The 20,780-nt window shown below is 37.0% G+C and carries 16 protein-coding genes and 1 tRNA gene; 10 read left to right on the top strand and 7 right to left on the bottom strand.

From position 1 onward, the window contains the following. The first annotated feature begins 49 nt into the window (after positions 1-49). From folB to H0S58_RS06800, 3 genes are all read left to right on the top strand, one after another. The gene (folB, locus tag H0S58_RS06810; protein ID WP_053577997.1) at positions 50-430 is read left to right on the top strand and encodes a dihydroneopterin aldolase; all 381 of its coding nucleotides are present in this window, start codon (positions 50-52) and stop codon (positions 428-430) included. Beyond that, positions 387-818, top strand: coding sequence for a 2-amino-4-hydroxy-6-hydroxymethyldihydropteridine diphosphokinase (locus H0S58_RS06805; protein ID WP_195727527.1), 432 nt, complete (start codon positions 387-389; stop codon positions 816-818). The genes folB and H0S58_RS06805 overlap by 44 nt, the downstream gene beginning before the upstream one ends. A gap of 86 nt (positions 819-904) precedes the next feature. After that, complete coding sequence (locus tag H0S58_RS06800) at positions 905-1,414, top strand: hypothetical protein (RefSeq protein WP_227552629.1); 510 nt, start codon at positions 905-907, stop codon at positions 1,412-1,414. A gap of 77 nt (positions 1,415-1,491) precedes the next feature. Here H0S58_RS06800 and coq7 read toward each other — a convergent pair whose 3' ends face one another. Both coq7 and H0S58_RS06790 read right to left on the bottom strand, forming a co-directional pair. After that, entirely contained in the window at positions 1,492-2,127 is a 636-nt protein-coding gene (gene coq7, locus H0S58_RS06795) for a 2-polyprenyl-3-methyl-6-methoxy-1,4-benzoquinone monooxygenase (protein ID WP_195727526.1), read from the bottom strand. Between the two features lie 4 nt (positions 2,128-2,131). Further along, positions 2,132-3,454: an MFS transporter gene (locus H0S58_RS06790; RefSeq protein ID WP_195727525.1), complete on the bottom strand. Its 1,323-nt coding sequence runs from the start codon at positions 3,452-3,454 to the stop codon at positions 2,132-2,134. 179 nt (positions 3,455-3,633) lie between these two features. Between H0S58_RS06790 and H0S58_RS06785 the strand changes: the two genes are divergently transcribed. Both H0S58_RS06785 and H0S58_RS06780 read left to right on the top strand, forming a co-directional pair. Beyond that, positions 3,634-6,363 (top strand): autotransporter assembly complex protein TamA, encoded by a 2,730-nt coding sequence (locus tag H0S58_RS06785; RefSeq protein ID WP_195727524.1) that lies wholly within the window; start codon positions 3,634-3,636, stop codon positions 6,361-6,363. Positions 6,364-6,385: 22 nt separating this feature from the next. After that, the gene (locus H0S58_RS06780; protein ID WP_195727523.1) at positions 6,386-10,900 is read left to right on the top strand and encodes a translocation/assembly module TamB domain-containing protein; all 4,515 of its coding nucleotides are present in this window, start codon (positions 6,386-6,388) and stop codon (positions 10,898-10,900) included. Positions 10,901-11,328: 428 nt separating this feature from the next. Here the strand turns inward: H0S58_RS06780 and H0S58_RS06775 are convergent, their stop codons facing one another. The 5 genes from H0S58_RS06775 to H0S58_RS06760 form a co-directional block, all read right to left on the bottom strand. Next, complete coding sequence (locus H0S58_RS06775) at positions 11,329-11,910, bottom strand: hypothetical protein (protein ID WP_195727522.1); 582 nt, start codon at positions 11,908-11,910, stop codon at positions 11,329-11,331. Between the two features lie 309 nt (positions 11,911-12,219). Then, on the bottom strand, positions 12,220-13,425 hold the full coding sequence (locus H0S58_RS06770) for an alpha/beta hydrolase family protein (protein WP_195727521.1): 1,206 nt from the start codon (positions 13,423-13,425) through the stop codon (positions 12,220-12,222). Positions 13,426-13,633: 208 nt separating this feature from the next. After that, entirely contained in the window at positions 13,634-14,104 is a 471-nt protein-coding gene (locus tag H0S58_RS13930) for a transposase family protein (RefSeq protein ID WP_265088219.1), read from the bottom strand. Continuing rightward, a complete protein-coding gene (locus H0S58_RS13925; RefSeq protein ID WP_265088218.1) occupies positions 14,052-14,510 on the bottom strand; it encodes a transposase family protein in 459 nt (152 codons plus the stop codon). Before H0S58_RS13925 ends, H0S58_RS13930 begins: the two co-directional genes overlap by 53 nt. A gap of 344 nt (positions 14,511-14,854) precedes the next feature. Next, positions 14,855-15,064: a cold-shock protein gene (locus tag H0S58_RS06760; RefSeq protein ID WP_053577989.1), complete on the bottom strand. Its 210-nt coding sequence runs from the start codon at positions 15,062-15,064 to the stop codon at positions 14,855-14,857. Between the two features lie 517 nt (positions 15,065-15,581). On the opposite strand from H0S58_RS06760, the gene H0S58_RS06755 reads away from it, so the two are divergent. The 5 genes from H0S58_RS06755 (at position 15,582) to H0S58_RS06735 (ending at position 20,700) form a co-directional block, all read left to right on the top strand. Beyond that, a tRNA-Met gene (locus H0S58_RS06755) sits at positions 15,582-15,658 on the top strand. A gap of 153 nt (positions 15,659-15,811) precedes the next feature. Further along, a complete protein-coding gene (locus tag H0S58_RS06750; RefSeq protein WP_053577988.1) occupies positions 15,812-16,171 on the top strand; it encodes a hypothetical protein in 360 nt (119 codons plus the stop codon). Positions 16,172-16,808: 637 nt separating this feature from the next. Continuing rightward, a complete protein-coding gene (locus H0S58_RS06745) occupies positions 16,809-19,448 on the top strand; it encodes a bifunctional aconitate hydratase 2/2-methylisocitrate dehydratase (protein WP_195727520.1) in 2,640 nt (879 codons plus the stop codon). Positions 19,449-19,521: 73 nt separating this feature from the next. Continuing rightward, the gene (locus H0S58_RS06740) at positions 19,522-20,247 is read left to right on the top strand and encodes a hypothetical protein (protein ID WP_195727519.1); all 726 of its coding nucleotides are present in this window, start codon (positions 19,522-19,524) and stop codon (positions 20,245-20,247) included. A gap of 237 nt (positions 20,248-20,484) precedes the next feature. Further along, a complete protein-coding gene (locus tag H0S58_RS06735; RefSeq protein WP_195727518.1) occupies positions 20,485-20,700 on the top strand; it encodes a hypothetical protein in 216 nt (71 codons plus the stop codon). Positions 20,701-20,780: the final 80 nt, after the last annotated feature.

The following is a 20,780-nucleotide window of genomic DNA, read 5'->3' as shown; positions in this document are numbered from 1 at the left end:
GAATTTAGAAAAGATGAGTGAAAATTTGAATTTATTTTAGGGCTAGATCATGGATGCAATCATCATTGAAGGTTTAAAGGTAGATACTGTGGTTGGATGTTTTAATTGGGAACGTCAAATCATTCAACCTTTAATGCTTGATCTGATTATTCAGACCAGCTTAGAACAAGCTTCTAATTCGGATCAGTTAGAACACACATTAAATTATGCGGAAATTTGTGAAATTTCTGCCAAGGTGATTCAAAAAAAACAACCCGAATTGATTGAACATGCAGCAAAACTTGTTCTCAATACTCTTTTTACTACCTTTCCTACGATTGAATCGATTATGATTACAGTCCGTAAGCCTGCCATTATCGCGCAAGCAAATTCTGTAGGAATTCGTCTTGAACGCCACCGAAACGATATTCGCCTTAGCTCTGGCGAGTAATGATCATCCCGAACAACATTTTCAACAGGTTTATCGCCAAATTGCTGAAATGGGACAGGTTCAATTCTCTCAAATTTATTTAATTCCATGCCGAGATGGTGTAGGCGCTGAGTATTGGAACTCTGCGTGCTTACTCAGAAGTAGCCTGAGTGTAGATGCCGTTGTGTTGATCTTAAAAGACATGGAAGAAAAATCTGGTCGTGTGCGTCCATCGCATCAAATTTCTTTAGATATTGACTTGATTGCTTGGGGAGATGATTTGACGGATATGCAATTTAATCCTAAAAAATTGCCTCTCGCTACAGATGTCAAAATTCCGATGTCAGATATTTGGCAACATGCAATGTTTCCTCAACAGCAACATCATTTTCAAACTGTGCGCTGTTGAGCGACCATTAACATATAACAAATTGAGCCATATTTATTCTGTTTTAGAATAGTTCAATATCTTGTTTAGCAGAGTGATAAAAATATATGAAAACTCAATTTTTACTGATTTCGATATTGAGTGTTTTTATCGGGGCTTGTAGCTCTAATTTACCCGTGAAATCATCTACAGCAATGCAAGAGATCGAGGTTTCGCCTAAAAATAATCCAGCTTTGATAAGAGCAATCAATACCTACACGAATGCTCAGACAGATTTTGATGTGGCTTTATTTGATTTGAATCAAGATGGTTTAAAAGATGCAGTGGTACTTTTGAAGGGTTCAAATTGGTGTGGTTCAGGTGGTTGTACCATGATCGTGTTTAAGGCTATATCCAATGGTCGATTTCAACCGCACAGTAAATTAACGGTCACTGATCGTCCAATTTATGCGTTATCCAGTCAAACACAAGGTTGGCATGATTTATCTGTATATACCCGAGGAACAGGACAAGTATTATTAAAATTTAATGGCGTGAGTTATCCAAGTAATCCATCTTTAGCACCCAAATATATGGAGACACTCAATCAAAATGGAAACAATGCGTTGTTGGATTAAATGATTGATGTGCTTAAATACTGAAAAACAAAAAGCAGTGTTCACACACTGCTTTTTATCGCATCAAAAGATTGAAATTAAATGTAGTAGCTGGTTTTGGTCATTAATTTTGAAATTGCAGTCATCGTAATACGTACTGGCGCGGGTAAATCTACACCACCTGCATTGAGTGCAGTGTCTCTATGTTCTAATTCATCTTGATGCATTTGTACTAAAATTTTACGCGAACGTTCATCTTGTTCGGGTAATTGACGAATATGATCTTGTAAATGCATGCTGACTTGACGCTCAGTTTCAGCCACAAAACCTAAACTATATTTATCGCCTGCAATGCCAGCAATTGCACCCATTCCAAAAGAAAGTCCGTACCACACTGGATTGAGTAAACTGGTATGACTCTCTAACTCTTTTAAACGCTCTTCACACCACGCCAAATGATCTTGTTCTTCAACAGCAGCGTGCTCCATTTCATGGCGTACATTCGGTAATTTTGCAGTAAGTGCTTGACCCTGATAAAGCGCTTGTGCACAGACTTCTCCGCTGTGATTCACACGCATTAATCCTGCAACATGACGTGCTTCACTCACGCCCAATTGGGTTTCAACATCATGACTTGGATTGTCGCGTTGTGCAGAGGTTGTTCCTGGAACCAAGCTACGTAAGGCTTGGTCGAACGAATGAATAAACTTGTCGATACCTGTATATTGACGCATAACATTAATCCTCTAAAACATCTTGTTGATGTGCAGCAAGCAGGGGTTTGAGTCTAAATAAAAGCAATGTGGTGAAAATAGCGCTCAAAATAGCAGTAATACTAAAAAGAATCTTAATATCAATTTTAAAGATACTTAAAATAATAATTGAAAATATTGCTGAAGACACCATGAATACTGCATTTAAAATATTATTTGCAGCGACCACTCGCGCTCTATGTGAGCGTGGGGAAAAAGCTTGCATCATTGCATATAAAGGAACGATATAAAAACCACCACTAATTCCCAATAAGGTCACGGCAAACATAACGTGATAGTAACTTAAGCCTAGGGTAAATATCTCTTTCAAACCTAACATTTCACCCGTGCGCTCGGGTACAAAAGCCAAACTTGCAGCCAGATAAAATGCAAAAACAGTTAATCCTATCGCGCCAATAGGGACCATTTTTAAATTAACCTCTGATCCACCAATTTTACGACACAATAATGAACCGACACCGATGCCAACCGAGAAAAAAGTCAATAAAAGGCTGACTACATTTTCAGAAGCATGTAAATTCTGTTGTGTTAACTGCGGAATTTGGGTGAGATAAGTCGCGCCATAAAACCAATACCAAGAGTTACCAAGCAATATTAAAAAAACAATCGGTAAACTTTTGGCATATTTTAAGGTTTGTAAACTGGTTCTGAAAAAATTCCAATCTATTTTCAAATCAGGTGATGTGACATTTTGTTTTAAAACAAAACGACTAGAGATATAGCCTAAAATAGCAATGGTCACAACCGTCAGACTAATCCAGATTAAATTACCTTGTGATGCTGAAATGACTGCACCACCTAAAATCATACCAATTAAAATGGCAATGGATGTACCAGACTGAAATAAAGCATTGCCTGACATCAGCTCATTTGGTTTTAAAATTTCAGGCAAAATGGCATATTTGATCGGACCAAAAAAGGTAGAATGCGTCCCCATTAAAAATAAGGCCAAAAGCAACAGCCATAAATGGCCCAATAAAAAGCCGGCTGAACCGATTAGCATAATCACAATTTCTAAGGTTTTAATGCCTCGTACTAATTGTGAGCGTTCATACTTATCGGCAATTTGACCAGCTGTCGCAGAAAAAATAAAATAAGGTAAAATAAACAACAACGCTGCAAGATTATTCAGTGTGCTGATATCAGCACTTTGTTGATTAATCCACCCATACGTAATGACCAACAACAATGATTGTTTATAGACATTGTCATTAAGTGCACCAAAAAATTGGGTGATAAACATCGGTAAAAATCGACGTGTCGCTAAAAGATTTTCATTTTTTTCCATGGTTTCTGGACTTCATTGAGTTTTATTAAGAAATGTGATCATTTGGTAAAACACGATAAAAAATCATGTATGATGTTTTCACCCTATACTTTAGTGAAAATTCCGATAGAATTGAGTTTGTTAGCGGGCTTTCATTGGGCTATTTCCATTACAAATATTATACGAGTTTAGAGTTCTTTATGCCTTCAAAACTTAGTTTTAAAAAGTCGACTCTTACCCAAAGCGTGAGTTCCATCATACAGTGGAATGATGAATATAAACGTTTTTGTTTGAGTCTGTTTGTAATATTGCTTGCCCAGCAAAGTTTTGCAGAAGAAGTGTCATCAGATAAGAATGTATCTCAGGCAGGCTTTGAAGAACAACTTAAGGATGAAGCTGCAAAACAAGGCATGGACAGTCCTGAAAATATTGAGAAAATAGAAAGTTTTCAACAAAAACAGACAGCTCCTGATAGTCTATCGATGCTGCAACAACAAGAACAAGCTGTTCAGTCAATAGATGAATTTAAACCCATTGAATTTGAAAACTTAGAAGAACTACCAGTTCAACCCGTTAGCCAATCAATGGCTGATGAAATTTTTCGAGTTGCTGAAGATGCCAAAAATCAAGCACAACAATATCGTGCTGGGCAATCTACAGAGGTAATCATCTCAGATGTAACACAACAAGAATTGGTCGAAATTAATCAATCGCCAGTCAATGTTGATCAATTGATGAATACTATTGAAGCGGATAGCCGAATAGTCGTTGAAGCAAATGAATCAGGTAGAACTTTGCCTGAATTAAGCGTTGCAAACGAATTAGAAGAAGAAACAGGATTTTTTAAACGTTGGTTAAATAAAATAAGACCTTCGCGTCCGATGAATGCCGCAAAAGTTCCTCGTATTAGTGCCGATGTGGTGATTGCATCACAGCAAAATGACAGTAATATTGCAAAAAAAGACTACAATCAAGCATTAGAAAACTTACAAGCCAATATTAAAGGTAAATTATCCAGTTTCACACAAGAATCCTTTAGCGATTTTCCATCAGCCTTGCCCCAATTACGAACTTTGTCGAATCAAGCAGCACAAGCAGTGGGTTTTTATCAAGCTGAATTTAAGTTTGAAAAATTAAGTGACAGTCGTGTTCGAGTCAACGTTACTCCGAATTCTCCTGTTCAGATTAAAGCACAAACTGTTGAGTTTAGTGGCGCTGGTGAAAATCAGCCACAGTTCCAAGTGATTGGCGTTTTACCTGATCAAGATGTCGACGATATTTTTAATCACGGTTTGTATGAAGAAACCAAAAATCGTATTAATGAAGCCTCAACCAATAATGGTTTTTTTGATGGATATTGGCGTTTACATGATGTGAAAGTCGCACAACCACAAAATACCGCAGAAGTAAATTTACGCTACGAAACGGGCGAGCGTTATAAATTAGGACCTGTCGAATTTCGGATGAGTGATCCTTCAAAACCTTTTCCGATTGATATGGATGTTTTGCAAAGTATGGTGTCATGGAAGGATGGCGCAGACTATACTTTTTGGCGTGTAAATGGTTTAGCCAATAATTTGACTAACTCACGTTATTTTAATTACACCTTAGTCAATGCTGTACGACCTGACCCAATTGAAAAACCCTTAGAGCTTCCACCTGATATTCAGGCTTTGGTCGATCAACAGAAAGTGAATGAAAATGAAGTTTTACCTGATGCTAAGCGACAGGTTGTTTCAGCAAAAGAAGTCACACAATCTGTGGTAGATGAAGGGCAATTTGCGGGTACTTCAAATAATGAAGCTGATCAAAACATGCGTCAGTTGAGTGTTAAGCAAGACACTCAAGAAAGTGAAGAAGAACGTTTAAAAACCCAAGCACGAGAAGAAAAGAAAATTCCAGTGGTGGTGACTTTAAACGCAGACCGTTTGAACAGTGCTGAAATGGGATTGGGCTATGGTACAGATACAGGTGTCCGTTTACGTGGTCAGTATCGTCGGGCGATTGTAAACCGCCGTGGTCATTCTTTTGATGCCAATCTAGAGCTTTCTGAAATTCGTCAGGCCATTGATGGTCGTTATAATATTCCTTATAAGCATCCACTCAATGACTATATTAGTCTGGTCGGTGGCTATGAACGCGAAGAACGTGAAGACGTTGCTCAAGGTAACGGATTAATGATTGAATCTGCTGTGGCAGGTGTCGATCGAATTATTAAAAACCCGCGTGGAAGTTGGCAACATACGTTTGGCTTGCGTTATCGTTTGGATCAGCTTACCCAAGATGGCTTAACAGATTTTGATGAGATTCCAGATGCTTTCTTAGCCAATTCGAACGAAGAGCAGCAATCTTTACTGTTTGGTTATGAAGTTTCCCGTACCACCAGTGATAAGCGTGTTAACCCGACCAAAGGCTTTAAACAAACCTATAAAGCAGAAATTGGTAGTGAGACTTTATTGTCTGATGCAGATATGGCTATTATCAATGCAGGTTGGCGTTTTATTTATTCATTAGGTGAAACTGATGATCATCAGTTTGTGGGGCGTGGTGATTTAGGCTATATCTTCACCGAAGATTTTAACAAAGTACCTTATAACTTGCGTTATTTTACCGGTGGTGATCAAACACTACGTGGTTTTGATTACAAAAGTTTATCGCCAGAACAAAACGGATTCAAAATTGGTGGGCAGGCTTTAGCTGTAGGATCTTTAGAATATAATTACCAGTTTAAAGAAGGTTGGCGTGCAGCTGTATTTAGTGATGTGGGAAATGCATATGATCAGGATTTCAATACTCCGACTGCTTATAGTGTCGGTTTAGGCGTACGTTGGGCATCACCGATCGGACCTATTCGGATTGATGTCGCGTCGGGTATTTCAGATGATAACCACCCGATACGTATACATTTCTTTATTGGCCCCCAACTATAACATTTAATTTTCAGAGAGTATTATGGCTGAAGTAGAACAACAACAAGACACGAAAACACCTCGGCCAAAAAAACGTCGGATTTTAAGGAGTGTTTTACTCACTTTACTGATCGTGTTGGTTTTGCTTGTTGCTTCTTTTGCCGTGATGTTTAGCACTGATAAGGGCAGTAAGTTTCTACTTGATCGGGTTTTAGAACGCCAGCAAATTATTCATTACGAATATGAAGGCGGAAATTTATTACAGGGCATTATTCTTAAAAATGTTTTAGTGACCTTAAAACCGGTTGATGTAAAAATTGATCGTGCGGATATCAAATTAGGTTGGCGTGCGATTCTTAAAAAAGAAATTCATCTTAATCGTGCTGATGTGCGTAATTTGCAAGTCATTTCTAAAAATCCGTCGAGCGATGAACCCTTTAAGTTCAGTGAAATCCGTCTACCTTTTGTGCTGCGTTTAGATAGTGCTGATATTGATCATTTGGTCATCAAAACATCAACCTCTAGCATACAATTTAAAGATGTATATTTAAGTGATGCACTCTGGTCGGGAACTGAACTGAAATTTGAAAACTCTCGCATGGATATGGGATATTTGGCAGTTAAAAATGCTACAGGTAATATGAAATTTGAAGGGAAGTACCCATTAAATGCTGTTGCAGATGTCAATCTTCCATCCTTAAACAAAAATTTAAATATTCATGATATCAAAGTGGTTGCCAAAGGGACTTTAGATACTATTCAAGCTGGCATTGCGACAAATACCCCGGATTTACTAACAGGTTGGGCGGTTGTGCATCCTGTGCGTAAAGACGTGCCTATGTTTGGGGAGTTACAGTTTAAACAATATCATTGGCCATTAATGTTAGAACAACAACTGTTCAGTAAAAATGGTAATGCAAAATTCAAAGGTGATATTCAACGTTTAGATATTGATGTTATTACAGATTTAAGTGGAAAAAATATTCCCGAAGGTCAGTACAATGCTTCTATGTTTACCGATTTGGTGCAGCAATTAGACATCACCAATCTAAATGGTCAACTCATGAATGGTGCGGTGAATCTTGCGGGTATCGTTGGCTGGAAAGATCACGTTACTTGGGATGTGAATGGTCGCTTGGATAAGATCAATCCTAAAGACAAATTGATTCCACAAGCCATTCAAGATTTTTTACCCCCGAGTCTAGATGCTAAAATTGCCTCTAAGGGCGCTTTAGATAAAGGCATGCATTTGACAGCTTTGGTCGATTTCGATCGCTATGAAACATGGAATTTAAAGCTGGATCAAGCTGAACAGAAAAGCAATAAACCCAATCCGATGCAGTTAAATGTTGCTTGGCAAAATATTAATCGCGCCGTACCTTATGTCGGTTGGTTAAATAGCCAGTCGGGTGATGTTAAATTGGCATTAGTCGAAGGTCAGCAAAATATTCATGTTGCAACCTATGTGACTCGGCATGATCAAGGCGCTTTACCTGAGGGTTTGTATACAGCTCAACTCAATCTTAAAAATAATGATTTAAATGTACCGCAATTTAGTTATGTGGCTGGAAAAGGCAGTTTAAGTGGGAGTGCGAAAGTAGACTTGCCTTCAGATAAGCGTCAATTAAAATGGAATGCCATTCTAAATGCGAAAAATTTTAATCCGCAAAGTGTAGCAGCAACAGCACCAGTAAACTTTTTAAATGGACAAATCAAAGCAAATGGTTTTGCTAAGCCTAATCAGCAATTGATTAATTTTAATGCCATTAATTTAACAGGTCGTTTAGCACAACAAAATAACAATGAAACTGTTCGCTTAACTGGTCGTAGTACAGCAGCCATTCTATTCCATGATGCAAAGGCAGGTGGTGGTTTTAAAAGTTTTGCAGTAAATTATGATGGTGCATTAAATGCCAGTCAAATTGCAGCCAGTGAAGGTTTACTTAAAATTAAAGTTTCCGGTACACCCGAGCTGATTAAAATAGCCGAATTACAGCATTCAGGTATTGCTGGAAAAATATTTGCAAGTGGTCTAGTCAACCTGAAAAATGGTATTGGTTGGAATGTAAATGCATCTCTAGTTCGGTTTAAACCGCACTATTTCGTTTCCTCTGTTCGAGGTGAACTATCAGGTAATGTCAAAACACAAGGTGTTTGGTCAGATGCACTCAAAAGAATTAATATTGAAAAACTAAATTTGGCTGGCGTGATAAACAATAAACCTGTTCGTGGTACAGGAAATTTAGCAGTGGTCTTAAATTCAAATCAAAAAGGTTTTTTACCGCAACAATTTGAAGCCAATAACTTATATTTAGCCTATGCAAAAAACCAAATTCAAGCCACAGGAAATGCACAAAATTTAAGATTGAAAATCAATGCACCTGCACTTTATGAGGTTTATAGCGGACTTCGTGGTCGAGCTTATGGTTACTTAAATGTTCAGTCACAGCCACGCTTACAAGCGACTGCAAATTTAGCAGTAGATGACTTCGGTTTTAATAATCTATTAAGCATTAAAAAATTACGTATTCAAGGTGAATTACCAACATCTGCGCGAACACCAACTTTATTAACTGCAAAAATGGACAGTTTGAAAAGTGGCTCACGTGAAATTCAGCAAGGTGAAATTTCTTTAGCGGGTACTCGTGAAGCACATATTTTAAAAGTTCAGGCACAAAATAAACTGTCAAAATTTTATGTACAGCTGGCAGGTGGTTTTAATGCACAAAATAATTGGCTCGGTCAAATTCAAAAGGGTGATTTTGACTCTTTACGTGCACGTTTGGTGCAACGTCAAAATGCATCCGTTATTTATAATTCAGCCAAAACTGAAGTCTTTGTAGGCGCACACTGCTGGACCAGTCAACAAAGTGAATTGTGTTTCGATCAACCGATTCGTGTAAGTAAAACCAAAGGTAATGTATCTTTTGTCACTAAAAATGTTGATTTGAATGATTTTTCTGCTTTCATGCCAGAAGATTTGGCAATTACTGGCAAAGTTAATGGCTACGCCAAAGCCGTGTGGGCACAAGGAACTAAACCTAAAATTGATGCCAGATTGGTGACTCGAAATGGTGTCATTGGTTTAGCAGCAGAAGACCCTCAAGATGTCGGCTCTACGTTAAGCTACAATGAAATTGGCTTAATAGCCAAAAGTGTTTCAGAAGGTTTACAAGTACGACTTGATGTTAAAACGCCTGATATTGGCACAGGTTATGCCAATGTTATTATTGATCCATATAAAGACAGTAAACCCATGCGTGGTGAAATTGCTTTTAATGAAGTTCAATTAAAAGTTTTCAAACCTTTTATTCAAGATGTGCGTGCATTGAGTGGAACCTTATCTTTGGCAGGAAAAATAGCAGGAACTTTAACGCAACCTTTATTTAATGGTGAAATGCGTCTTAAAGATGGTGCCATTAGTATGATTTCATTACCCGTAAATTTGAATAACATTCAAGTTTATTCCTCTATTCGCCAAGATCGTGCCAGTATCAATGGTGCATTTAATAGTGGACAAGGCGTGGGATTAATAACAGGCAATATTGATTGGAAAAATGATCCACGTATTCAGTTGCATTTAAAAGGTGAAAATTTACTTGTACGCCAAGCGCCACTCATCACTGCGGTTGTTACACCAGATTTAACACTTGATGTTTTGCCGATGCAGAAAAAATTAACGTTAAACGGTAAAGTTGAAGTACCACGTGCTTTAATTTCCATGCCAGAAGCTTCGGCACCCGTGGTTAATTTATCTTCTGATGTGCGTATAGTGCATGAGGGTGATGATCAATTGGCAATATTGAAAGCGGCAAGACCTTGGGATATTCGTGCAGATATTATGGTCGATTTAGGTAATCAAGTCATCTTCCAAGGTTTTGATAGTCGTATTCCTTTACTTGGACGCTTATATCTTTCACAACGCGGGCTTGAAACTGCAATGCGTGCTAATGGGGCGATTGGTGTTAGTCAACGAGTGAAAATTGAAGCCTATGGACAAAGTTTAGATCTAAACCGTGCTATTGCACGCTTTAATGGTCCATTATCGAATCCAACACTCGATGTTGATGCTAATAAAAATGTGCAAGGAAATCTAGTTGGTGTTCGTGTCACAGGAACTGCAACTAGTCCAAATATTCAAATTTATAATGAAGCTGGGTTATCAGAACAAGAAGCCCTAAATGCTTTGGTTACAGGGCGAATTAACGAGGGAAGTAGTGGAATTAGTCAGGCAGAAGGTTTCAAATCAGATGTCAATAATACCATTGCTGCCGCGGGAATCAGCATGGGCTTAGGTGGGACGCGTGCTCTAACCAATCAAATTGGACGTACTTTTGGTTTAAGTGGCTTGGCCTTAGATGCACAAGGTACAGGAGATGACACACAGGTCAGTGTAACGGGTTATCTTACTCCAGATTTATTTATCCGTTATGGTGTGGGTGTATTTACACCAGTCAATAAATTAACTTTACGTTATCAAATGAATAAGCGCTTGTATTTAGAAGCCAGTCAGTCTTTAGAAAGAGCGATTGACGTGTTTTATAACTGGAGATTCTAATAATTTAAAAGATAAAATTCAATAAGTTATTGTTATTTAATGTTCTTATTAATTTTTATCTACACTTTAAATTGGTATGTAGACTGTTGAGTAGTTTCAGGCTTAATCTGCAAATTTCGAATTTACAAATTAAGTTTGAAATGAAACTCAATTAAGTCTTATTTTGGCGTTACTAGATTGTTAAAAAGGGCAGTCTCTAATAGACCGTGAACCATTTAATTATGGAGACGTTATAAGTACTTTAAAAATCTTATAGATCCTAAAGCTTATTTTACTTAAATCTTTGTATTCTAATGACTATTAGCAGACTACACAGCTCATTCTTTTTTAATAAAATGCCTATCAATGTTGGTGCATGGTAGAGGAATTGAAAAACTTCTTTGGATGAGGAAGAGTTTCAGGTAAGTACTCTTATTCATTCGTGAACATTACTTTATTGTTCCTGCTTTTCGCATTTCCTGATAAAGCTGATCAAGATAATGTTGCTGTTGCAAATTATTTTTAAAATAGCGTTGATAATTGACACTGCAACTGTCTATATCAGCAATATTATTGAGATTAAAGGTCCAATCATCGGTATTTCTAACACTGATGCCTAAGTTGTCATCACATTTTTGCCAAAGTTGAGAAAACCTCGTCTGCTGATTGCTCGGAATTTGTTCGAAACGTGCATATACAGAAAAACCTTTCATTTCTGAGTTAAAATATTTGTTAATAGTGCCAATCGGTACACCAGCCCAATTCATTGATTGATCTTTTGGGAAGTAAATAGAAACCAGTTTTTTCTCATTAAGTAACGAATTTTGCTGTCCTGATTTAAAATATTGTTCTTCATATTCTAGTTTTGTACCTACAGGTATAGGGATCTTTTTTACAATTATCGGTTGTGTAGTGACGTAATAGGGATAATCAGGTCGACTATTGCCACCTGTTGGATTCATATTGCCTACACATGCTCCCAAGTTTAAGAGGGTGACGATACAAAATATCATTTTAAGTTTATTATTCATTATTGACCCTAAGAATTAAGTTTATTTTCAGATATTTAATGTGTTTAAAACTAATATAGTACACCTTATTAGAAACTGTCTAAATTTTTATCAGCATTGAGTTATAGAAGATATGCTTGTATACCAGATACCGAACATCAGCCAAACAAGCTGCTGATACGAAGCGCTTGAGTATAGATAGCGTAAAATATGACTATTTGCTGGTGTTTTTTTCTTATATATGAATACTTTTAACCAATTAATTTTTTATTAACATAGAAATATGGATTACGCTAGGTAACACATTTAGCCTGAGCAATATGATTTAAGTCATTTTTTACTACAGAGATTTGTGACTTTTCGCTTCTCAACTGAATTTATAAAGTCTCCAATTAAGAATTCGCTTTGTTTCAAAGAGTCACGATGATCGCCATCCTTGATAGAATGAAATTTAATAGGTTTTTGTGCAGTACAAATTTGTTGATAGTATGCATACGTGCCTCGTGAATCTACTAGATGATCTTTTTCACCCTGAACAAGCATCACTGGTACAGTGGGGATCATATTTTCAATAGATTGTTTTTTTAAATAGTGAATCAAAGGGTTTAGATTTGCATTTGGTTTGAAAACAGACTTGGGAGATTCTTTTAAGTTAGATTGCAATTCAGACAAACAACGACTACGTGCAGTATTAAGAATTTTCTCCATGTCTGGACTAATTAAATTTGCAGGCGCAAGGTTTGGATCTGCTGCTTCAGCACCTAAAAGCACGATCGGGAAGAATGCAGCAACACTTTTGTCAGGTTGAGGATTGTTTACTACGTATTCGGCAATTCCTTGATATTGATAGCCACCAGGTGCGAGTGCTATTGCACCACGTAAATTAAGCTCAGGTGCATCTTTTTGTCCATACGCTGCGACAGCAAGAGAGGCAGCACCTCCTTGACTATGCCCCATGACAAACCAGTTCTTACTTAACTGATTTGGCTTTAAAAGGTGAATCGCCCTGACAGCATCAACGACAGTATGTAATTGACTCTGAGCATTCATATATGGATGTTCGCCGGGTGTACCTAGACCTTGATAGTCTGGTGCTACTACTGCATATCCACGAGCAAGCCAAGCATTTAATGCTTTTGCTACGACTTGTTGATAAGCGTGAACAGGTCCATCTACATAATCACCCGAAGGAGCACAAGTATCAGCAACACCAGTTGTGCCGTGCGCCCAAGCTAAAATTGGCCAGCCACCTTTCGGTGCTTTCCCTTTAGGTAATAGGATAAATCCAGAAGCTACAATCGGTTCTGATTGTATTCCACGACTTCGATAGGTCATTAAAAATCGTTGTGATGCATTTGAAAATAAATCTGTTGGTTGTGGTTGTAGGGATAATAAAGTTCCTGGATTTGTAAGTAATACAGTTGGTATTTGAGCTGTGCTGAGAGAAGAAATTGATGGAGATGCAATTACGGATGCAGAACTTATGCTTAAACAGCCTAATAATATTTTAAGAACATGATTTTTTATTTTATTCAAGTGAATGTACTCCATTCTTTATCAATCTTATTCTAAATATATCAGCATTTTTACTTATATATCTGATCATAATTTATTTTGAAATTTTTTAATATTTCTATTGGATTAAAGGGGCTTCCAATTCTTAGATTTATTCTAGTTTATGGTGTTTAATCATCTAATGAATACAGGAAATTATTCTTATTTAATAATAGACCTCTTTCATAAATCATTTTTTACTCAGCTCCAAGTTATAGATTCCAGCAATTAAATTGAATCTCAAACCGAGTCTTTTACCTCTATTTCGATAACGCTCAGCAAAGATTTTGAAGGTTTTAAGCCTGCCAAATACATGCTCAATTCCTATTCTTCTTTTATTGATTTCCTGATTATAGATTTTTAGTTCAGGATCCAATTTACAACGTCTTTTGGCTTTTAAAGGTAACAGACTATTCGGATGCAGAGCATAAATACCCTGATAGCCTTTATCTGCAAGAACAAAGGCTTCTGAAGGAATCAGCTTTATGTTTCTTTTAAATAGCTCGAAATCATGTACAGCACCGCGACTGGTACATAAACTCAGTATTTGCTGAGTCTTGTAGTGAATCATGGCCTGTACTTTGAAGGTATGGGTCTTTTTCTTGCCGCTATAGCTTTTCTTCTGTTTTTTTAGGCCTTTGTATTGGGATTTCTGTGGCATCCACGATCACAACATTCCAGTCTATGCCTTCGCCCTCGGGTAAATCTTTGGGTAAATTAAAAAGATTGGACTGAATCAGGCAGTCTTCAACATGACGGACAATTCTTGAGGCTGTGGGCTCTGAAACCCCGTAACTCGTTGCAACGTGAAATAAGGTTCGGTATTCCCGCCAATAGCTTAGACAGAGCAGAATCTGGTCTTCCAGGCTTAACTTGGGCGGTCTGCCTTTAGTAGGAACAAGTTTCTTCAATTGCTCAACCATTAAATAGAAGGTTGACCATGAGATGCCAGTGTATCGCTTGAACTGAGGATCAGAAAGCTTGTTTGAATCGATGTATTTCATCCGCAGATTATGCACGAATGCTAAGAAATCCGGAGTGCAAATATCAACCAAAAAGAAGATCATTTTTTGATTTATGAAAGAGGTCTAATGATGTCATGTTTATATAAAGAATATTTGATGTATATCTAAAATATTGAAAATGATCCAAAATTTTGGGTCAAGAATCCCATTTATAATTAAATTTAAAAAATTATTTTTTATATTATAAGAAACTATACCAATTCAGAGGAATTGTATTGTCCAATATTATTTTCTCTAAAAAATTGTAGGTAATTCTAAAAAACAGGAAGTAAAAGAAGGTGAGGGCAAAATTTTAATTATTATGGATAAAACAAATACAAAAAAGCGAGAGTCAACTCTCGCTTTTTAAATCTTCAATTATCTTAACAAGTAAGAATAATTTTAAATTATAGTGCTACGATGTTTACAGCATTCGGGCCTTTTTGACCTTGAGTAATGCTGAATTCAACTTGTTGGCCTTCAGCCAAAGTTTTGAAACCAGAGTTAGCGATTTCGCTGAAATGAGCAAAAACGTCAGGACCGTTCTCTTGTTGAATAAAACCGAAACCTTTAGTTTCGTTAAACCACTTAACAGTACCTTTAACAGTATTAGACATAATACAATCCTATAAACCTTAATATTTTTTGGCTTAATTAAAAGCCTGATGACAACTTGAAAATAAGAATGTAACTTTAAATCTGAAAAAACGAAGGATTATGACTAAAACTGCGAAATACAAAAAGATTTACCAGAACACACTATTTTTCTAGTTGAGATCTATAATACAGCTGTATTTAATAAGATGCAACTAATTATCACACTAATTGTGTTTTTATCTGAATATCAGTTTTAATTTGTATATAAATCAATTAATTATTAAAATTTTTTTTAAAATAATTATTATAGTTAACAAAGCGAAAATTAAAGTAGGTATGCTAGATTTTTTAGCGAACGATATTGTTTATTTAGCTAATGTATTGAAATTTATATTAATATATAAATATTGCTGCAATTTGATACGGATTGAACACCTATGAGTACAACGATATGCTAGCTAAAAGTTTTATTTTTATCCTAAATTAAAGTAAAGGTTGCTTTATCACGGACTAAAGCGTATAAAGCACACTCGTTGATGCGGGATGGAGCAGTCTGGTAGCTCGTCGGGCTCATAACCCGAAGGTCGTTGGTTCAAATCCAGCTCCCGCTACCAACGAAAAAGATTCAAAGTTTATAGCCTAATCTACCCAGATTAGGCTTTTTTTATGTTCACTATTTATTTTTCAAAAATATTTCTTGTAAGGGTAAAATGAAGTTTCGCATTTCTCTTCAGTTTGATTATGATAAGGAAAATAGGAGATTATTCATGAATAAATTACTGGTTGTAGCGTTATCATTGAGTGTAATCGGCTGTGCAGAAAAAAAACCATTGACCGTTGAAGAGCAGTGGAAAGGCTATTGTACCAGTGTGGGCAATGCAGCAAGCACAATCATGTTTGATCGCCAAAATGCAATTGATAAAAAAGCAGCTTTAGAACATGCCAATAAAGTTGAAGATAACACGACAAAAACATTTATTTTAGATACGATTGAGCAAGTTTATGCTTTTCCGTTAGAGCAGATTAAGGCGGATCCAGAGGGCACACGTAAGCAATTCAAGCAAAAAATGACAGATAAGTGTTTGGCAACGCCACATGACACCTTACCAAACTACAAGCCGTTTTAATAAGCGGGTTGTCAACACAAAAAGTATAAACAAAATAGCCTAAGCAAACAAATCAATGTTAAATTTTTAACAGTTATCTTTAATAACTATTTTAAATTAATACATAGAGTAAGGTGAAATTTGAATTTTAAAAAATTAAACCTAACGCATCAGTTTAATGCCATGACTATAATATTCTTGTTAAAGCAGCTTATTCATTATTGAAGAGGGACACTTCAAAAATATAAGTTTGTTCAAGTTCTAATTTTTATTTACTAGTAGAGAACATGCTATGCTGAATAAAGATGTTTTAGAGATTTATCGCTAGAAACTGAAGGTTCCAATCCAATATCTAGCAGTACTAAATATTGGATTGGAATCCACTAAGGTGGTATTTTGAAAAGCAATTCAATCAGGCATTATGTTTATCATTATTTATGATGAAAAGTTATTTAACTTTAATCGCTTAAAAATCAGCCGTGAAATCAGCTTATTCATTATCATCATTTATTTAGTAAATAATGGGCATCATGAATAAACACCCATATAGCATTAACTTTTGCCTTGATTTTTAGTAAAATTTGACAGTCCATATTGCTCTTGAGGCTTTGAACAAGCTGGAATTCATGAGTAATTTTTTAAAAAGAGGAATAACACTGTGCTAGAAGCTTACCGCCAACACGTAGAAGAACGTGCCGCACTCGGAGTCCCACCGAAGCCACTTGATGATGCTCAAACTGCTGAGTTGGTTGAATTGTTAAAAAATCCACCAGCTGGTGAAGAAGCATTCCTCGTTGATTTAATTGAAAACCGTGTGCCAGCAGGTGTTGACCAAGCTGCATATGTTAAAGCTGCTTTCTTGGCCGCTTTGGCTAAAGGTGAAGCAACTTCTCCACTATTATCTAAAGAACGTGCGGTTTACTTGCTAGGTACTATGCTTGGTGGTTATAACGTTGCTCCTTTAGTTACTCTTCTAGATGATGCAAAGCTTTCTGAACTTGCTGCTGAAGCTTTGAAAAAAACTTTACTTGTATTTGATGCGTTCCATGACGTTGCAGATAAAGCAAAAGCAGGTAACGTAAATGCACAAGCTGTTATGCAGTCTTGGGCTGATGCTGAATGGTTCACAAGCCGTCCAGACGTTCCATCTGAAATTAAATTAACTGTTTTCAAAGTGACTGGCGAAACCAACACAGACGACTTGTCACCTGCACAAGACGCGTGGAGCCGTCCAGACATTCCATTGCACGCAAATGCAATGCTTAAAAACGTACGTGACGGTATCAACCCAGAAGTTCCTGGTGAAGTTGGTCCATTAAACCAAATTAAAGACTTGATCGCGAAAGGCAACCAAGTTGCTTACGTAGGTGATGTTGTTGGTACGGGTTCAAGCCGTAAATCTGCAACGAACTCTGTACTTTGGTTCTTTGGTGATGATATTGCGCACATCCCGAACAAAAAAGACGGTGGTTACTGCCTAGGTTCTAAAATCGCTCCGATTTTCTTCAACACTATGGAAGATGCTGGCGCGTTACCAATTGAGATTGATGTTGCAAACATGAACATGGGCGACGAAATCGTTCTAAACATTGATCATGCTGCTGCAAAAGTTTCTGCATTTAAAGACGGTGCGGTGATTGCTGAAGCTGAACTTAAGACTCCAGTACTTCTAGATGAAGTTCGTGCGGGTGGTCGTATCAACTTAATCGTTGGTCGTGGTTTGACCACTAAAGCGCGTGAAGCTTTAGGTCTTGCTGCATCTACTTTATTCCGTGTTCCAGTTCAGCCTGCTGCGACTGGCAAAGGTTTCACTCAAGCACAGAAAATGGTAGGTCGCGCATGTGGTCTTCCTGAAGGTCAAGGCGTACTTCCAGGTACTTACTGTGAACCTAAGATGACGACTGTTGGTTCGCAAGATACAACTGGTCCAATGACGCGTGATGAATTGAAAGACTTGGCTTGCCTAGGTTTCTCAGCGGATCTTGTAATGCAGTCTTTCTGTCATACTGCGGCTTATCCAAAGCCAGTTGACGTTCAAATGCAACACACGCTTCCTGATTTCATCATGAATCGTGGTGGTGTATCTTTACGCCCAGGTGACGGTATTATTCACTCTTGGTTAAACCGTATGTTAATGCCAGATACTGTTGGTACAGGCGGTGACTCACATACGCGTTTCCCAATTGGTATTTCATTCCCAGCGGGTTCTGGTCTTGTAGCGTTCGCTGCTGCGACTGGTGTTATGCCACTTGATATGCCTGAATCTATCCTTGTTAAGTTCAAGGGTAAAATGCAACCTGGTATCACTCTACGTGACCTAGTACATGCAATTCCTTACGTTGCGATTCAGCAAGGTGACTTAACTGTAGAGAAAAAAGGTAAGAAAAACATTTTCTCTGGTCGTATTCTAGAAATCGACCTTACAGAAATGGAAACTGACCTTACTGTTGAGCAAGCATTTGAACTGTCTGATGCTTCTGCTGAACGTTCAGCTGCAGGTTGTTCTATCACGCTTTCTGAAGAGAAAGTTGCTGAATACCTGAAATCAAATATCACCATGTTGAAATGGATGATTTCTGAAGGTTATGGCGATGCACGTACGATGGCTCGTCGTGTTGAAAACATGGAAAAATGGTTAGCGAATCCATCACTTCTTAAAGCTGATGCTGATGCTGAATACACGAAAGTGTATGAAATTGACCTTGCGACAATTACTGAACCAGTTCTTTGCTGCCCGAATGACCCAGATGATGCGAAATTGCTTTCTGATGTTCAAGGCGTGAAAATTGACGAAGTATTCGTTGGTTCATGTATGACGAACATTGGTCACTTCCGTGCAACTGGTAAGTTGTTAGAGAAAGTTCCTGGTGGCGTATTGTCAACTCGTTTGTGGATTGCTCCACCTACGCGTATGGATGAACGTCAGTTAATGGAAGAAGGTTTCTATAACATCTATGGTAAAGCTGGCGCGCGTACTGAAATGCCAGGTTGTTCATTATGTATGGGTAACCAAGCACGTGTAGCTCCGAACACTACTTGTGTATCGACTTCTACGCGTAACTTCCCGAACCGTCTAGGTCAAGGTGCGAACGTTTACTTAGCTTCTGCTGAACTTGCATCTGTTGCTGCTGTATTGGGTAAATTGCCAAGTCCAGAAGAATACCAACAATATGCAGCTCAAATTGATAGCATGTCAGCTGATATCTACCAATACTTAAGCTTCGACAAAATGGGCGACTATACTGACGCTGCTGCGAATGTTGATACCAAGAAAATTGCTGCTGCTCAGTTGACTTAATTGATTGAAAATTAAGTAATAAGCGGTATAAGATGAGGGCTGATTAATCAGCCCTCATTTTTGGATTATAAAAATGAATAAAAATGAAATTTTAAAGCAAAAGTATTTCAACATATTATCTGAATTGGATGAGTCATTTCTAAATGAAAAGCATTTATATAGTAAGAAGGTTGAAGGTTTATCGGGTTTATTTTTAGCAAGCGAACCTGAAAATTATTGGACAGCAAAAAATAAAATTATGATTATTGGTGCTGAGACGAGAGACTGGAATATAAATACATTACAGGAATATAGTTTGGATCATTATTTATTAACATCGATTGAAAAGAATAAAGTGTTTTTAAAAAAAATGATAAATGAGCCAAGAACCAAAAAAATTAGTTTTCATGATTTTACAAGAGCTGTTGCAGATAAATCAGGCTATGAAGGTTTAATCTACTGTAACTTGTTTTCTTTTTCTTGGAAGGAAAAGAGCCCGATTGGTTCAAAGTATTTTAAAGAAATTCATGATGTTTCAAAGAAGCTATTGAGCGCACAATTAAATTATTTTCAGCCTGATATAGTTATTTTAGCAACTGGCTTATCATCTTTGAAATTCAGACGAGAGATTTTTTCTTTAGATAAGTGCAAAGACTCAATCGATTATGAAAATGAGGCAATTAGTAAAAATCAGCTTTGGCAATTTAACTTTGATGATAAATACACTTGCTATAGGATTCAGCATCCATCAACAAGGACAGGACGGAAAGAAGCACAAAACGCTCGTAATAAACTTTTAGAGTTGCTTCCGAGTAAATAACGAACTTGGCATTTTGGAGGGTTAAGTCGTATTGAGTCAATCTGTGTTAATTCCATCTATATAAATTTAAATAAGTTATCTGTAAAATTAAAACAAACTTGGGAATTATTGATGTTCCAAAAGTAATTTAGTCTGATCAGCATTTCCTTTATGTATGTCGTTCGTTTTACTTTACAGCTAGACCAATAAATCGTTTAATCCCCACATTGAAGAATGATTTAAAAGTTGATGTACAAAATGGCAAAACAAGCACGGTTCTTATGTATTGGTGGTTTTTTAAATGGCTCAGCAGTGAAAGACCAAGGTGAAAGCTTTGAATGCTTGGAAAACTCTCAAAAAGTGACTTATCGAAAACTTGAAATTTTTCATCCAGATTTATGGGATGATTATTACTATGTGTGTGAAACCACTACAGATAAAAAAGCCAGAAATTGGGTATATGATATCGAATAGAATTGCTTGCTTATTGATTGTATTTTAATCGTACACTGTAAGGTTTTTATTAATTATCTGCAGTATAGAGATGTATTTTA

This window comes from Acinetobacter sp. TTH0-4 (assembly GCF_015602665.1).
GTDB lineage: Bacteria > Pseudomonadota > Gammaproteobacteria > Pseudomonadales > Moraxellaceae > Acinetobacter > Acinetobacter albensis.
This window is presented reverse-complemented; position numbering and strand designations above follow the sequence as displayed.

What these genes read in the sequence shown, in the direction of transcription:
- folB (WP_053577997.1), top strand. Translation starts at nt 50, where the DNA reads ATGGATGCAATCATCATTGAAGGTTTAAAGGTAGATACTGTGGTTGGA.
- H0S58_RS06800 (WP_227552629.1), top strand. Translation starts at nt 905, where the DNA reads ATGAAAACTCAATTTTTACTGATTTCGATATTGAGTGTTTTTATCGGG.
- coq7 (WP_195727526.1), bottom strand. Translation starts at nt 2,127, where the DNA reads ATGCGTCAATATACAGGTATCGACAAGTTTATTCATTCGTTCGACCAA.
- H0S58_RS06790 (WP_195727525.1), bottom strand. Translation starts at nt 3,454, where the DNA reads ATGGAAAAAAATGAAAATCTTTTAGCGACACGTCGATTTTTACCGATG.
- H0S58_RS06785 (WP_195727524.1), top strand. Translation starts at nt 3,634, where the DNA reads ATGCCTTCAAAACTTAGTTTTAAAAAGTCGACTCTTACCCAAAGCGTG.
- H0S58_RS06780 (WP_195727523.1), top strand. Translation starts at nt 6,386, where the DNA reads ATGGCTGAAGTAGAACAACAACAAGACACGAAAACACCTCGGCCAAAA.
- H0S58_RS06775 (WP_195727522.1), bottom strand. Translation starts at nt 11,910, where the DNA reads ATGAATAATAAACTTAAAATGATATTTTGTATCGTCACCCTCTTAAAC.
- H0S58_RS13930 (WP_265088219.1), bottom strand. Translation starts at nt 14,104, where the DNA reads ATGCCACAGAAATCCCAATACAAAGGCCTAAAAAAACAGAAGAAAAGC.
- H0S58_RS13925 (WP_265088218.1), bottom strand. Translation starts at nt 14,510, where the DNA reads ATGATCTTCTTTTTGGTTGATATTTGCACTCCGGATTTCTTAGCATTC.
- H0S58_RS06760 (WP_053577989.1), bottom strand. Translation starts at nt 15,064, where the DNA reads ATGTCTAATACTGTTAAAGGTACTGTTAAGTGGTTTAACGAAACTAAA.
- H0S58_RS06750 (WP_053577988.1), top strand. Translation starts at nt 15,812, where the DNA reads ATGAATAAATTACTGGTTGTAGCGTTATCATTGAGTGTAATCGGCTGT.
- H0S58_RS06740 (WP_195727519.1), top strand. Translation starts at nt 19,522, where the DNA reads ATGAATAAAAATGAAATTTTAAAGCAAAAGTATTTCAACATATTATCT.
- H0S58_RS06735 (WP_195727518.1), top strand. Translation starts at nt 20,485, where the DNA reads ATGGCAAAACAAGCACGGTTCTTATGTATTGGTGGTTTTTTAAATGGC.